The sequence below is a fragment of the Marinobacter sp. NSM genome (genome assembly GCF_052380025.1).
Taxonomy (GTDB): domain Bacteria; phylum Pseudomonadota; class Gammaproteobacteria; order Pseudomonadales; family Oleiphilaceae; genus Marinobacter.
Map to the genome: position 1 here is coordinate 562,721 of NZ_JBQTCK010000001.1, position 15,201 is coordinate 577,921.

10 protein-coding genes are annotated in these 15,201 nt (G+C 56.4%); 3 read left to right on the plus strand and 7 right to left on the minus strand.

The window, feature by feature from the left end:
- Positions 1 to 39 precede the first annotated feature (39 nt).
- Together ACTZWX_RS02685 and ACTZWX_RS02690 are read right to left on the minus strand one after the other, a co-directional pair.
- The gene (locus ACTZWX_RS02685) at positions 40 to 438 is read right to left on the minus strand and encodes a hypothetical protein (RefSeq protein ID WP_444712634.1); all 399 of its coding nucleotides are present in this window, start codon (positions 436 to 438) and stop codon (positions 40 to 42) included.
- A gap of 159 nt (positions 439 to 597) precedes the next feature.
- Complete coding sequence (locus tag ACTZWX_RS02690; protein WP_061332912.1) at positions 598 to 2,118, minus strand: bifunctional GNAT family N-acetyltransferase/carbon-nitrogen hydrolase family protein; 1,521 nt, start codon at positions 2,116 to 2,118, stop codon at positions 598 to 600.
- A gap of 221 nt (positions 2,119 to 2,339) precedes the next feature.
- On the opposite strand from ACTZWX_RS02690, the gene ACTZWX_RS02695 reads away from it, so the two are divergent.
- The gene (locus tag ACTZWX_RS02695; protein ID WP_444712635.1) at positions 2,340 to 4,166 is read left to right on the plus strand and encodes a methyl-accepting chemotaxis protein; all 1,827 of its coding nucleotides are present in this window, start codon (positions 2,340 to 2,342) and stop codon (positions 4,164 to 4,166) included.
- A gap of 38 nt (positions 4,167 to 4,204) precedes the next feature.
- On the opposite strand, the gene ACTZWX_RS02700 is transcribed toward ACTZWX_RS02695, so the two are convergent.
- Positions 4,205 to 5,137, minus strand: coding sequence for a hypothetical protein (locus ACTZWX_RS02700; protein ID WP_444712636.1), 933 nt, complete (start codon positions 5,135 to 5,137; stop codon positions 4,205 to 4,207).
- A gap of 149 nt (positions 5,138 to 5,286) precedes the next feature.
- Here ACTZWX_RS02700 and ACTZWX_RS02705 point away from each other — a divergent pair, with 149 nt between their 5' ends.
- Positions 5,287 to 5,841, plus strand: coding sequence for a PaaI family thioesterase (locus ACTZWX_RS02705; protein ID WP_444712637.1), 555 nt, complete (start codon positions 5,287 to 5,289; stop codon positions 5,839 to 5,841).
- Here ACTZWX_RS02705 and recQ read toward each other — a convergent pair.
- Positions 5,832 to 7,703: a DNA helicase RecQ gene (gene recQ, locus ACTZWX_RS02710; protein ID WP_444712638.1), complete on the minus strand. Its 1,872-nt coding sequence runs from the start codon at positions 7,701 to 7,703 to the stop codon at positions 5,832 to 5,834. The genes ACTZWX_RS02705 and recQ overlap by 10 nt on opposite strands.
- 170 nt (positions 7,704 to 7,873) lie before the next feature.
- Between recQ and ACTZWX_RS02715 the strand changes: the two genes are divergently transcribed.
- A complete protein-coding gene (locus ACTZWX_RS02715; protein WP_444712639.1) occupies positions 7,874 to 9,079 on the plus strand; it encodes a 1-acyl-sn-glycerol-3-phosphate acyltransferase in 1,206 nt (401 codons plus the stop codon).
- A gap of 1 nt (position 9,080) precedes the next feature.
- Here ACTZWX_RS02715 and glgP read toward each other — a convergent pair whose 3' ends face one another.
- Genes glgP through glgB form a run of 3 tightly spaced genes read right to left on the minus strand, consistent with a single transcriptional unit; the run spans position 9,081 to position 15,019 of the window.
- Complete coding sequence (gene glgP / locus ACTZWX_RS02720) at positions 9,081 to 11,633, minus strand: alpha-glucan family phosphorylase (protein ID WP_444712640.1); 2,553 nt, start codon at positions 11,631 to 11,633, stop codon at positions 9,081 to 9,083.
- Positions 11,634 to 11,666: 33 nt separating this feature from the next.
- On the minus strand, positions 11,667 to 13,133 hold the full coding sequence (glgA, locus tag ACTZWX_RS02725; RefSeq protein WP_444712641.1) for a glycogen synthase GlgA: 1,467 nt from the start codon (positions 13,131 to 13,133) through the stop codon (positions 11,667 to 11,669).
- Positions 13,130 to 15,019 carry a 1,4-alpha-glucan branching protein GlgB gene (gene glgB / locus ACTZWX_RS02730; RefSeq protein WP_444712642.1) on the minus strand — a complete coding sequence of 630 codons (1,890 nt, stop codon included), beginning with the start codon at positions 15,017 to 15,019 and terminating at the stop codon, positions 13,130 to 13,132. Before glgB ends, glgA begins: the two co-directional genes overlap by 4 nt.
- Positions 15,020 to 15,201: the final 182 nt, after the last annotated feature.

A 15,201-nucleotide genomic window follows, 5' to 3' on the forward strand; every position in this document is an offset into this window, starting at 1 on the left:
GTCTCCTTACAGAGGGGGAAAGAACGGTGGAACGGTGTATCAGGCCAATTGCCTCATTCCGTTTGTCGTATTCGAGCTTCTTCTGGACTTGAGGCTCTGCTTCTTCAGAAGCACTTCACGAATTCGGCGTAGCTTTTCCGAAAGAGGGGAGTTATCTCCGGATTCAAGTTGAAAAAAATCAATCGAGTAGAAGAAGTTGCTACAGTGCTTTCTCTTTTCGGTAACCAGTCCGGTAACACCCTCGGCGCGGATTTCTTCAAACGGCATATCCATAATAAGGTCGAGTGTAATGGTATCACCGGGCTTGAACAGCTTGTCGGTTTTCATCACACAACCGTAGCTGTCGAGCTCATAAAGGCGAACTTCCACGGTTTCCTTGCGAAACAGGCCGTGGCGTACGCGGAAACGGGCAACAAGATCCGGTAGTTCTTCGTTCATGAAATGCTTTCTCTGCCTCTGAGATCAGCCAGATTATTTGAGCATAAATTAAACAATAGACGGGCTATTTAATTTTGGCAATGCCATCAGCTGTCTACCGTAACCCTTTCATGGAATAGTTCAACATCCGCCCCCCGCAAAGGGGGCCAGATGCAGTCGTTATCTGGTTTTCAATTCGTACAGATCAACACGACGATCTTTCAGATTGGTGACTGAGCCTTCGTTACGTACCAATTTGAGTTTCTCCAGGTCCATATCCGAGAACATGATCATTTCAGTGTTTGGTGTGGTCTCCGCCATCACGGCATCGTGCGGGAATGCGAAGTCAGACGGTGAAAATACGGAGGATTGTGCGTATTGGACGTCCAGGTTCTCTACCTTGGGCAGGTTGCCGACACTGCCAGTGATCACCACATAACACTCGTTTTCGATGGCGCGGGCCTGGGCACAATGGCGAACCCGCAAGTAGCCGTTTTTGGTGTCGGTCCAGAAGGGTACACAGATGATGTCCACATCCTGGCTGGCGGCTACGCGCCCGAGCTCTGGGAACTCGATGTCGTAGCAGATCATAATGGCAACCCGGCCAGCATCTGTATCGAATACCTGGAACTTGTCGCCGCCTTCAATCACCCAGTCGCGGCGTTCATGGGGCGTGATGTGGATCTTACGTTGCTCGTCCACGCGGCCATCCCGGTGACACAGGTAGGATACGTTATAGACCCGATCGTTCTCGATCAGGGGCATGGAGCCGGTGATGATGTTGATGTTGTAACTGACCGCCATTTCCGACATCTCATTGCGGAACTGCTCGGTAAACCCGGCTAGAAAACGGATGGCGCGGGTCTGGTCCATCTGGTCGGTCAGGCCCATCAGTGGGGCGTTGAAGAATTCCGGGAAGAGGGCAAAGTCACTCTTGTAATCAGACAACGCATCTACGAAGTACTCAACCTGCTTCAGTACCTCCTCCACTGAGGTGAATTCCCGCATCTGCCATTGCACGGCGCCCAGGCGAACCTGGGTTTTCTTTACGTTCAGGACCGAGGAGGGCGGGGTGTACAGGATGTTCCGCCATTCCAGCAGGGTGGCATAACCCAGGGACTTTTCATCTTCCGGAAGATACTTGTGCATCAAACGGGTTACCTGAAAATCGTTGGACAGCTGAAAGGTGAGAATCGGATCGTAGATCTCTTTGCGGTCGACACGATGGATGTACTCTTCCGGCGTGTACTGTTCAGAATACTTGAAGTAATTGGGGATACGCCCGCCGGCGAGAATAGCCCGCAGGTTCATGGAACGGCAAAGTTCCTTGCGGGCTTCATAGAGCCGCCTGCCCAGGCGGTAGCCCCGGTACTCGGGATGAATAAATACATCCAGGCCATAGAGTGAATCGCCATTGGCGTTATGCCAGATTTTCTCGTTACGGAGTATCAGGTCGTCATAGGCGTGGGGGTTGCTGAAGCGCTCGTACTTAACGCATACGGTCAACGCTACGGCCACCAGGTGGCCGTTGTCTTCAATACAGATCTGACCGTCCGGGAACTGCTCAACCAACGCCTTGATGGTTTCCTTTGGCCATGCGCCACCGATATCGTCGTAAACCTCATCCATCAGCTCCTGGAGCTGGCTGTAGTCTTCAAGCGTCAGGTTTCGCAGATTCAGGTGGAGCTCTTCATGGGCCATCGGGTGTATCTCCTTTGGTTTGGCAGCCTTGGTTGCCTGTCATTCCATTCTAACAAAGAGTTCTAAAGACTTCGCTCAAATTGCCGTTAGTCAATTAATTCACATCTATAATTGATGAGAAGCTGATCGAAAAAACCTCAGTCTTATCGGAGGGACTCCCCTTGCAATTCTCATTTTCTCAAAAACTTCTCGTTGCCGTAGGTGCTCTCATCATCATGTTGATGGCTGCGTTGACAGTGGCGACGGATATCAGGCTCAGATCGACGACGGATCGATATGTCGATGCGCTGATGGCCGACGCGGTAGAGCAGAGTACGTCCAGTATTTCCGATTGGCTCAACACTCGCCTGGATATGGCTGAGGCGACGGCCAGCGCCCTTGAGGGCATCCGCACCGACAATATGGCCCGTACCCTGATGGAAGCAATGACGCGCGGCGGCAATATTATGGATGTCTATGCCGGCACCGAGGACGGGCGGATGCTAATGCGGAGTCCGGAGGTGGAAGCGACACTGCCACCTGACTACGACCCCCGCACCCGCCCCTGGTACCAGGGAGCCCAGCGGTTAGGGCGTTCATCATTCACTGAGCCCTACCAGGATGCCAGCACTGGCGCGACCATTATCTCCGCCATGGCCCCGATCAAGTCCGGTTTATACAAGGGAGCTGCGGGCATGGATATCGGGCTTGGCACAATTGACCGCATGTTGTCGACGATCACACTGGCCGATACCGGGTTCGCCGCACTGGTAAACGAGAAAGGCACTGTGCTCTTCTACCCGGACTCAGAGGTGGTCGGAAACAACATTTCGGACATTATCGGCCAGCGGCCCGCGCTTGATGGCAGTCAACATCAGTTTGATATGGACGGCGCCCGCTGGAGTGTCAGCTTCCATCCGATAGCCGATGCCCGGGCTGTGGAGTGGTACCTGGTGACGTTTGTTAACGAGGACCTGATCAACGCTCCGATTGTTGAGGCTCGGGTAGGCGGCCTGGTCATTGCCGCTGTGGGTTTGATTGTGGCCCTGGTGGCGCTGTATTTCGGAATACGACTGCTGATGGTGCCGGTGCGCCGCCTGAACAGCGCGATGTCCAGCATTGCTTCGGGTGACGCTGATCTTACCCGCCGACTGGACGATTCCGCTTCGGACGAGTTTGGCGAACTGGCCCAAAGCTTTAACCGGTTTGTGGAGAACATTCAGCAGGTTGTCCGGGAAGTCAAAGAGGGTAGTGATGACCTGGATGAGAATGTGACTGCCTTGCGCAACACCTCCAGTACCAGCCGTTCGAGCGTTGAAAGCCAGCAGAGCGAGATTGACATGATTGCCACGGCCATCAACGAAATGTCTGCTGCTGCCGGGGAAATCGCCCAGAACGCACAGCAAACGGCGGAAGCGGCTGAGAATGCCGATCAGGAGAGCCGCGAGTCGTTGCTGACGGTGACTGCGTCCCGGGATGCGGTGCAGAAGCTTTCCAATGAGGTTAACGCAGCGGCTGAAGTCATCGACACCCTGGGTAAGGATGTGTCTTCCATCACCACGGTGCTGGAGGTTATTCAGGGTATAGCAGAACAGACCAACCTGCTGGCACTGAACGCCGCCATTGAGGCCGCAAGGGCAGGGGAAGCGGGTCGTGGCTTTGCGGTGGTGGCAGACGAAGTACGCAACCTGGCCCAGAGAACCCAGTCTTCCACGGAGGAAATCAATAACATGATCGAGCGTCTGCAGAAAGGCGCCGGCGATGCGGTGGAAGTGATGAAGGCGTCAACGGCGGTGTCTAATGTCAGTATGGAAAAAGCCCAGGACGCCATGGAATCCCTTAACCGGATTGCCGAGGCCATCACGGCCATCAGCCAGATGACGTCTCAGATTGCCACGGCTTCAGAGGAACAAACCTCGGTTACCGAAGAGCTGAATGCCTCCATTACCCGGATTGCGGACCAGGGCCAGGAGGCAGCCAAAGCCGCCAGTGAAAACGATGTGTACAGCGGGCACATTGAAACCATCGGCAGAACATTGAATGAAAAAGTAACCCGCTTCCGCGTATAGAAAAGGCTGGCCATGGACGGCCAGCGGGTTACAACGTTTCAATCAGGTGAGGCAATCTGGCTCAGATAATCGAGCCGGCGGCGCAGGTTTTCCAAAGTGTGCCGCCCCACATACATGGATTCCTCGCTGAGGTAAGGGTTCTCCAGGGTAATCACTTTGCGCTTCTCAAGCCCGAGCTCTGTCACTGCGCGACCGAACCAGCGCTTCAAATAAACGGCAAAACTGCCATCTTTAATGGCTCGCTCTATTCCCAGCTGTAACCGATGGGCGGCTTCCTGGTCGTTTGGAGCGACAAAAAGATAGGATGGCATGTGGTAGGCGAACAAAATGTTGGGTTCGATGATCAGGTCGTCTGCCCGATTGTGTTCAAGGTCAAACAATACTTCACCAACGCCACGGGCAAAGCATTCAAAACGTTCGTTGCGCAGCATACCAAACAGGATTTCATAGCGGGTGTGCGTAACCACATGTAAGCCGTTGGCCTCCAGAATGGGTGTGTCTGGCCAGTGGGAGCCCTGGCCAATCCGGATGTTCCTTGACGTCAAATCGTCAATATTCTGGATGCCCTCGAACTGGGGCAGATGCTTAGGCAATACCAAGCACACCCGAAAGCCCAGCAAGCCGCCATCTACCGGCAAGGGAATTGGATTGAGAAATTCCTCCCGTTCAGCGGTGGTCGCAACATTGGCAATATCCACCAGCCGGTTATTATTGTTGGCCAACTCTCGAAGTACCCGGCCCTGGCTCAGCTCCTCACTGCGAACGACCTTGAAGTCGCCGTATTCCGTGGTTTTGGCCAGTGCCAGTTCCACCAGTGACCGGATGGCCGGGTTATCGTAATTCCGGTACCAGAGAATGAAGGTGCGCTGGTCATCCGGTTCGGCTGAAACGGCTGGAGCGGGCAAGGACAGACACAGGGCCAGAAGAAACCCCGGTAGATAACAATGAATAAAACGATTTCCTGCAACCAATGCCTTGTTCCTTAAGTGGCGCGCCCTCTAACTGTAGAACAGAATCGGTTACTTAAACCGGACAACTTTCAAAAATACTGTAAAAGATTCTTGAAGCACGCGCGTTCGGCTGCAATGATCCCGAAAACCCATTCTCTGGAGCCCCGAATATGGCACTCATTGATACACTTATCGGCACCGCTGGCCAGTGGGTAACCGCGAGCGACCCGAAAGCCACGCTTCTGCAGCCTGTTGAATGGCTGAAGAAAACCGGTAGCTACGCCACCGTTAACCGCCTGATTGGACTCGCCATTCCCTTTGCCCCGCGAAACGGCTTCAGTGTCGAAGAGATGCGCCCCGGTTATGTTCGGGCGAAAATAAAACTCAAGGGCAACAAGAACCATTTTGGCAGCCTGTACGCCGGTGCCTATTTCCTGGTGGCGGAGATTCCGGGTGGTGTGCTGTCGCTGTTTGACCTGGGGCCCGCCTACACGCCTATTCTCAAGGAAATGACCCTGGAGTTTCTGCAGCCGGCCAATTCGGATGTTACGGTCGAGTTTTCACTGGCGCCGGAAGCGGTTGCCGCCATTCTGGCGGACGCCGATGCCACCGGCCGGGCAAAGTTCACCCTGGAAGGCAAGCTGAAAGACAGAGAGGGTAACCACGTGGCCACCTCGCTGGCCCATTACCGGGTGCGCAAGAAGGGGTTCAAACCTCAGGACTGAGCAATCTCCCGTAGGGTTTGCAGGAAGATCTCGCCATATTTCTCCAGCTTGGCGGCCCCTACGCCGCTGACCTCTGCCAGTTGCTCCAGGGTTTCCGGGCGGCGTTCCAGCATATCGAACAGGGTGGTGTCGTGGAAAATCACGTAAGGCGGCACACCCTGTTTATCTGCCAGTTCCTTCCGGCAGGCCCGTAACGCATCCCAACCGGCCTGGTCGGTAATCTGCTCCCGTATTGCCGGGCCCGAGCGTTTGCCGGCCGATCTGGACGATGCGGATTTTTTGGCCACCGGGTCTTTGCGTAACTCGATAGACTGTTCACCCTTCAGCAGCGGGCGACACTGCTCCGTGAGCTGCAAGGCCCCATAACCCTCCGGATCTGCCCGCAGGTAGCCGTTGGCAACCAGCTGGCGGAATACCGATTTCCACTCGTTAGCGGTGATTTCGGTACCAATACCATAGGTGGAAATGGCCTGGTGGCCAGATTGAAGAATGCGTTCGTTCTCGGAGCCACGCAGTACGTCAATCAGGTAGTTAACGCCAAAACGCTGCCCGGTGCGGTACACGCAGGACAGCGCCTTTTGCACGGCCACGGTGCCATCCCAGGTCTCAGGGGGCGTGAGGCAGGTATCGCAATTACCACAGGGCTGTTCCAGTTCATCACCAAAATAACGCAACAGTACCTGGCGGCGGCAGCGGGTAACTTCGCAGAGGCCAAGCATGGCATCGAGCTTCTGGCGCTCCACCCGTTTAAACTGATCGTTTCCCTGCGATGCCTCAAGCATCTGCCTCAGCTTGATAACATCCTGCAGGCCGTAAACCATCCAGGCGGTGGACGGCTTGCCGTCCCGGCCAGCCCGGCCGGTTTCCTGATAATAGGCCTCCAGGCTTTTGGGTAAATCCAGGTGGGCGACAAACCGAACGTCTGGTTTATCAATACCCATACCAAAGGCAATGGTCGCCACAATGATAACGCCGTCTTCGCGCAGGAACCGTTCCTGATGCCGGGCACGGGCTGTGGCATCCAGCCCGGCATGGTAAGGCAGGGCGGTGTAGCCTTTGTCCGCCAGCATCCTGGCGGTGGCGTCTACTTTGTTGCGGGACAGGCAATAGACAATCCCGCAATCACCTTCATGTTCTGCTTTAATAAAATCCAACAACTGCTTGTTTGCATTTGTTTTTGGCGTGATCCGATACTGAATATTCGGGCGATCAAAGCCGCTGACAAAGTGTCGGGCGTTGGTCAGAGACAGGCGCTCGGCAATCTCTTTACGGGTTCGCTCATCCGCCGTTGCCGTCAGGGCGATCCGCGGGATACCCGGGAACTCCCGGGCGAGCATGCTTAACTGAAGGTAGTCGGAACGGAAGTCATGGCCCCACTGGGATACACAGTGGGCTTCGTCAATGGCAAACAGTGATAACGACGCGTTGTGCAGCAATTCGATGGTGCGCGGCTGTATCAGCCTTTCCGGTGCGCAGTAGAGTAAGTCCAGTTCACCGGTCATCAGGGCGTATTCGGTGGCACGGGCCTGCTCATAATCCATGGTGGAGTTGAGGAATGCCGCTCTCACACCGAGTTCCCGCAACGCGGCCACCTGATCCTGCATCAGCGCGATCAGGGGCGAGATAACAATGGCCGTGCCGGGGCGGACCAGCGCGGGCACCTGATAACAGAGCGATTTACCACCCCCGGTGGGCATCAGCACCAGGGCGTCGCCACCATTCACAACTTCCTGAACGATTTCACCCTGTAGCAGGCGGAAACTCTCATATCCAAAAACCTCATGCAGTACCTGCTCCGGGCTGCGGCTTGCAGAGGAGGGTGGTTCGCGGGTCAGTTGCTCGAAGTCCTGGTCCGGATACATGGTGGTCGTCAGCCTTTGGGCGGGTGAAGTTCGGGGCGAAATGATACCAGATACTGCCGCTGGAGTGGTCAATACACCTTTTGGGATGGAGGCAAAGCGACAAGAGAAAGGATACAATGGCGCCCCTTCAGAGACTGTGATTAACCATTTCGAAAAACAACAGGGCATGCATGCAGGAATTTGACGCGATCCGACCTTATTCGGATGAAGAAACCGCCCCCGCGATTCAACGCCTGGTTAACGACCCGGATTTCCTGGACATGGTTGGCCGGTTCAAATCACCGGTTGCGGCCAAGTGGGCGCCGGCCCTGCTGAGAATGTTTGTGAAGCGCTGGCTGGTTCGGAATTTCGGCCATTACCACCGGGTGGATGACCTGCAGGCCGGCTTATCGGGCTATGTTGGAGACCTGGTTGAAAGCACCACATCCAGGTTGACTCACAGCGGCCTGGAAAACCTGAGCAAGAACACTGCGCACCTGTTTATCTCCAACCACCGTGACATCGTGTTTGATCCGATGGTGGTGAACTATTTGCTGTTCCAGAATGGCTTTCACACCACCCGCATTGCCATCGGTGACAACCTGCTGGCAAACCGTGTATTCGCGGAAATGATGCGCCTGAACAAGAGTTTCGTGGTGCGCCGTAACATGACCAGCCCAAGGGAAATGCGGGACGCCTACCTGACCCTCTCCGGGTTCATCAATCACAGCATCGATACCAACCACAGCATCTGGATTGCCCAGCGTGAAGGCCGCGCCAAAGACGGCATTGATGTGACAGACCCGGCCATCATCAAGATGTTCTACATGAGCCGAAAGAAATCCGGGCTGGATTTTGACGAAGCCATGAACCGGCTGCACATCGTGCCGGTTTCCATTGCCTATGAATATGACCCATGTGATGCAGACAAGGCCCGGGAGCTGGAGGTTCGGGCCAGAACGGGCAATTACCGGAAAGCAGAAGGCGAAGATACAAATCAGATCATGAGAGGCCTGACCGGGTACAAGGGCCATGTTCACGTGCATTTCGGCGCGCCAATCGCGGATGCGGAGGATAACCCGAGGGCCCTGGCGTCGCGGATCGATCATGAAATGCATGCCAATTATCACCTGCATGCGTCTAACCTGGTGGCCTACCAGATGCGGGGTGTTCACCCGGAAGCCCACGAGACACCTGGTAGTGTGAGCGAAAGTGTTGTGACAGCGGAAACCTGGTCACCGGCAGACCTGGAAGCCGCCAAGGCAGAAATGGAGCGGCGGCTGGAGGCCTGCGATGCGGCCATTCGCCCGTATCTGCTGGATATGTACGCCAACCCGGTGGTGAACGCCCTCGCCGCAAACGACATCGGCGAGGCTGTGCTGTCGCCAGCGGAGTGATTCAGGCCCAGAGCATGGCACCCATCTCCAATGGGTGGGTGAGTGCGTCATGGTATGGGTACATACGCACCCGCAGGGTTTGCAGGCCCGGGTAGGGTGGTTGTACCCGGGTTTTGAACAGCGTCTGGCCCTCTTTTTCGCCATCCGGCTCCAGGAAAAAGCGGTCTGGGCCCGGTTCCGCATGGGTGCCAGCACATTCCGGCGTCACCAAACATTCAACCCGAACATCACTGGGGGCCAGGCCATTCAGGCTAACGCCAATGCTCAGTTCCACGGATTCATCCCAGGCACACTGGTCATCCACGCAACCCCGAACGTGAATTGACACACCATCCCAGGCGGCTCTGACTCGTGCCTTCCACTCTGCGAGCTCAGTGGCCAGGTTAAAGCTATCGGCAGTCAGGCGTTTACCTTGCGCTGTGGCAGGCTGGTAATAGTTGCGAACGTAATCCATCACCATACGCTGCGCGTTGAATCTCGGCGTGATGGTCTTCATGGAGGCTTTTGAGCGGGTTACCCAACCCTTGGAGTAGCCCTGCGACGCACGGTTGTAGTAGAGCGGGATGATGTCCTGTTCCAGCAGATCGAGCAGGTCCCTGGCTTCTTCCCGATTGCGAAACTCCTGGTCCAGCCTGGTATCCCTTGGGGTAATCGCCCAGCCGTTGGTTTTGTCATAACCCTCTCCCCACCAGCCGTCCAGAACACTGAGGTTGAGGGCACCATTAAGCGCTGCTTTTTCTCCGGACGTACCGCTGGCCTCTTTCGGGTACTCGGGTGTATTCAACCAGACATCTACACCACTGAGCAGCCGTCGGGCCATGGCCTGGTCATAGTTTTCCAGCAGGATGATGTGGCCCATCAGGGAGGGCTGCATGGATAACCCATGGATGACTTTGATCAGTTGCTGGCCGGGTTGGTCCTGGGGATGGGCCTTGCCCGCGAACACCAGCACCACGGGGTGATCTGGATTGGTCAGCAGCCGTTCCAGCCTGGCCAGGTCGGAGAAAATCAGGGTTGCCCGTTTGTAGGTGGCGAAGCGCCTGGCAAAGCCGATAACCAGGGCGTCTTTCTCGGGCGAGGCCAGCTGCCGGGCCATGCGCTCGGTTACCGAATGCCCGGTGCCGTTTCGTTTGTGCTGGCGCTTGAGCCGGCGCACGGTGTACTCGGCCATCTGTTGTTTAAGCGCTTTGTGAACGCTCCAGTAGTGATAGTCCGGAATCTTGTCGATGAAGTGCCAGAAGTCCGGGTTCAGCAATTCGCTCTTCCAGGTTGGGGCGTGCATGTCGAACAGACTCGCCCACTCCGGCGCCAGGAAGGTTGGTACATGCACGCCATTGGTGATGTACTGGATCGGGTTATCCCTGGCTGGTACCTGGGGCCAGATATCCCCCTCCATCTGCGAGGCCACCCCGCCGTGAATTCGGCTGACGCCATTGTGAAAGCGGGAGCCGCGCAGCCCCAGACTGGTCATGTTGAAGCTGTCGTCGCCATTTTTCGAGCCCAGCGCAAACACTTCCGCAAAGTCCAGCCCTGACTCCTCTATATACGCCCCTAGATGATGGGCGACCAGATCCTGCGGGAAAATGTCGTGGCCAGCGGGTACCGGTGTATGGGTGGTGAACAGGGTTGACCCTGCAACGGCTTCCAACGCCGCACTGAATGGCAGACCTTCCGCCATTGCCATACGGCACCGTTCAAGAATCTGGAATGCGGCGTGGCCTTCGTTAATATGCCAGGCTGTCGGCTTGATCCCGAGTTCAGATAACACCCGCACACCACCGATCCCGAGCAGCATCTCCTGACTTACGCGTGTGCTGAAGTCGCCACCGTAAAGCTGCAGTGTCAGCGCCTGGTCGTCTGCGTTGTTGTCCGGCGTGTTGGAATCCAGCAGGTACAGGCGAATATGCCCGACCCGTGCCATCCAGACTTTCGCGTGGACATCGCGGCCAGGGAAGGGCACGGACACCGTCAGCTGCTTTCCGCCTCGTTCCACCGGGGTAATGGGCAATTCATCACTGGAATGGCTCTGATAGCGCGCGATTTGCTGACCCTGGGCATCAATGGTCTGGATGAAGTAACCCTGCTGATACAGCAACCCAACGGCCACGAACGGCAGACCCAGATCGCTGGCGGCCTTGCAGTGATCGCCGGCCAGAATGCCAAGGCCGCCGGAGTAGATCGGAAAGCTCTCATGAAAGCCAAACTCTGCACAGAAATAGGCCACCAGGCTGGTCTTTGGGTCGAGTGCTTCCAGAACACCGGCCCCTGGCTCGGATTCGAGGTAGGCATCGTAACTGGACAGTACACGGCGGTATTCCGCCATGAAGGCACGATCTTCCGATGCCTCATTCAGCCGGGTCTGGGACACCCGGCGCAGGAACAGTTTCGGGTTGTGCTCAACCTTTTGCCACAATCGAAGATCGATACGGGCGAAGAGGCTTCGTACCCCGTGATCCCAGCTATAGAACAAATCGTTAGCCAGAACCTCAAGCCCTTCAATAGCCTCCGGAATATGGGGGCGGGCTTCCAGCCGGAACTCCGTTGCCTTGTGCATGATCATGACCTCCTTGCGGCCACTGGCACTGTCTCAGTCATCGTGTATCCGGCCATTGCCGGTTAACAGGTTCTGATAAAGCGTTGCGTAATCCCTGGCGCGCTGTTTCCAGGAATAATCTGCGCTCATTCCGTTTTCCTGCAGTCGCCGCCATGTCTTCCTGTTGCCAAGGGCCTGTAGGGCACGCTCCACCGCCTGGAATAGCGCATCGGGTGTGGGTTCCCGGAACACGAAGCCATTAGCTTGGTCGGCAGTGACTTCTGACGGGTCGAATACGGTGTCGTTCAGGCCACCCACACCGTGGACGACCGGTACGGTGCCGTAGCGAAGGCTATACATCTGGTTCAGCCCGCAGGGCTCGAAGCGTGATGGCATGAGAAACAGGTCCGCGCCGGCGGTAATGCGGTGCGCCAGGCCCTCGTTGTAACCCAGGGTCAGTGACAGCTGCCCGGGCCATGCCCGTGCCAGCTCCTGCAGCCGCACCTGGTAGTGGCTTTGGCCGGACCCCAGGATGGCAAACTGGCAGCCGCGTTCCAGCAGGGGCACCGTGACTGCCAACAGCCAGTCGAGGCCTTTTTGTTCCACCAGGCGACCGACAAAACCAAACAGGGGAGCACCGCTGGCCTCAAGCTTGAGCTCCTGGGCCAAGCGCGCCTTGCACTGTTCCTTGTTTTTCAGGTGGCCGGAGCCGTAATGAAAGTCTAACCATCGGTCCTGTTCCGGGTCCCAGGCGCGGGTGTCTATGCCATTGAGAATGCCGTGCAGGTGACGGGAACGATGGCGCAGCAGGCCATCCAGTCCGTAGCCAAACCACGGTGTCTGGATTTCCTCGGCGTAGCCGGGGCTGACCGTGGTGATGGCGTCACTGAACACCAGGCCGCCTTTTATAAAGGATAGCTGGCCGTGGAATTCAAGCAGCTCCATACGCCAGAGAAAGTCTGGCAGACTCAGGGCCCGAAAGGTTTCGTGGCTGAAAAGTCCCTGATAAGCCAGGTTATGAATGGTAAACACGCTCTTGGGCGGATGTTGGGCGTTCTCCAGGAACACCGGGATCAGCGCTGCCTGCCAATCGTTGCAATGCACAATGTCGGGTTGCCAGGACAACCCGAGCTGCCCCAGAGCCATCATGGCACCGATTCGGCCAAAAAGATGAAAGCGGTGAGCATTATCCCACCAGTCTTCACCATCATCGTTCTGGTAGGGGCTGTCGCCGGGGCGATCAAACAGCGCCGGGCAGTCCACCAGCCATAGACTGACTGCCGTTCCGGGTAAACGTGTCTGCCACAAGGCAACGTCATACTGGCCATAACGGAAACGGGTTTTGCGGCGCGAACCTGCCCCTCGGGCGGCTTCCAGGGCAGCGGAATAACCGGGTAACAGTATCTGGCAATCATAACCAAGCTTGCATAAGGCCTCGGGCAGACTTGCGGAAACATCTGCCAGGCCACCGGTTTTCACCAGCGGGTAGACCTCGCTTGTGGCAAACAGGATGCGGGTCATGGTGCTGCCCTCAGAATAATCAGCGCCAGGGGAGGCAGGGTTACCTCCAGAGAGAATGGCCGTGCCATCCACGGCTGGTCATCGGCGATTAATGGGAGAGGATTGCCCAGGTTGCTGCCGCCATAATAAGTGGAGTCGGAATTGAAGATTTCCTGCCAGGCCCCACCGCTGGGCACCCCGATTCGATAATGTCGGCGAGGGATGGGAGTATAGTTGACGATGACAACAAGAACTTCCTGCTGCTGCCCACCCTTGCGCACATAACTGATCACCGATTGCGGCGAGTCGTGGCAATCAATCCACTCAAACCCCGCACCGGTGAAGTTCCGGCCATGGAGGGCGGGCTCCCGGCGATACAAACCGTTCAGATCCCTGACCAGCGTTTGTATGCCCTGATGCGCGTCGTGTTCAAGCAGGTGCCAGTCCAGCTCCCGCTTTTCGCTCCATTCACGGCGCTGGCCAAACTCACCACCCATGAACAGTAACTTGGCGCCGGGGTAGGTGTACATGTAACTGAATAAAAGGCGTAACGAGGCCCGTTGTTGCCATTCATCACCGGGCATTTTCTGGATCAGGCTGGACTTGCCGTGTACCACTTCATCATGGGACAGGGGCAGCAGGAAGTTCTCGGAGAACGCATAAACAAGGCCGAACGTGAGTTTTTCATGGTGATACTGTCGGTACACCGGATCTTGCTGGAAGTAACGCAGGGTGTCGTGCATCCAGCCCATGTTCCACTTCAGGTTGAAGCCCAGTCCGCCAATTTCCGGCGGCCGGGTTACCCTGGGCCAGGAAGTGGATTCTTCAGCCATCATCAAAGTGCCCGGGAAGCGGCTTTGGCACACCCGGTTGAGATCTTTCAGGAATTCGATGGCTTCGAGATTCTCGTGGCCGCCAAAATCGTTGGGCAGCCATTCGCCTTCTTCACGGGAATAGTTCAGGTACAGCATGGAGGCCACGGCATCCACCCGTAATCCATCCAGATGAAAGGCGTCGAGCCAGAACAGCGCGCTCCCGATCAGGAAATTACGGACTTCGTGGCGGCCATAATTGTAGATTAGGGTACCCCAATCCTGGTGCCGGCCGCGGCGCGGGTCTTCATGTTCGTAAAGTGCGGTGCCATCGAAACGGGCGAGGGCGTAATCATCGTCGGGAAAATGCCCCGGCACCCAGTCCAGTATCACCCCGATATTGTTCTGGTGGCACTGGTCGATCAGGTAACGCAAATCATCCGGGCTCCCGTAGCGGCTGGTGGGGGCATAGTAGCCTGTGGTCTGGTAACCCCAGGACTCATCCAGTGGGTGCTCGGTAATCGGTAACAGCTCGATGTGGGTGAAACCGGTTTCCAGAACGTAGGGGACGAGCTGGTCGGCCAGCTCACGATAGCTCAGCCAACGGCCAGAGCCATGGTGTCGCCATGAGCCGGGGTGTACTTCGTAGATACAGATTGGGCGATGCTGCCAGTCAAAACGGCTTCGTTTGTCCAGCCAGCCACCATCGCCCCAGGGGTATCGGCCACGCTCGGTGACCACGGCGGCATTGGAAGGCCGATGCTCAAAAGCCTGACCGTAAGGGTCAGTTTTGATGATCTCACCACGGGTCGTGCTGATCGCAAACTTGTATATGGCCCCGGGCCTGACATCCGGTATAAACAGAGACCAGACCCCCGAGCTTTCGTTCGCCCGCATCACGTGCTGTGCCGAATTCCAGCCGTTGAAATCACCAATCACACTGACTGACCGGGCGTTGGGTGCCCAGACGGCAAAACGCACGCCCTCTTTCCCGCTGACCCTGAGAGGGTGGGCACCCAGCACATTGTAAATGTGCCAATGGCGACCTTCGGCAAACAGGTGGAGATCGAACTCGCTCAAGGCAGGGCTTTCCATAGACCTTCGATTCCCGATCAGGATGGCAGGACAATGACCGTTATTGAACGCCGTTAGGCCTGTACAAAAAATGACCCAAGACAATATTACGTCATAATCTTCTGCTAGTGTTCTAATATTAGTATCAGTGTCAAATTGATGTCGACTCTCCCTTCATCTGAACAAACGGGGAAGGAAGGCCG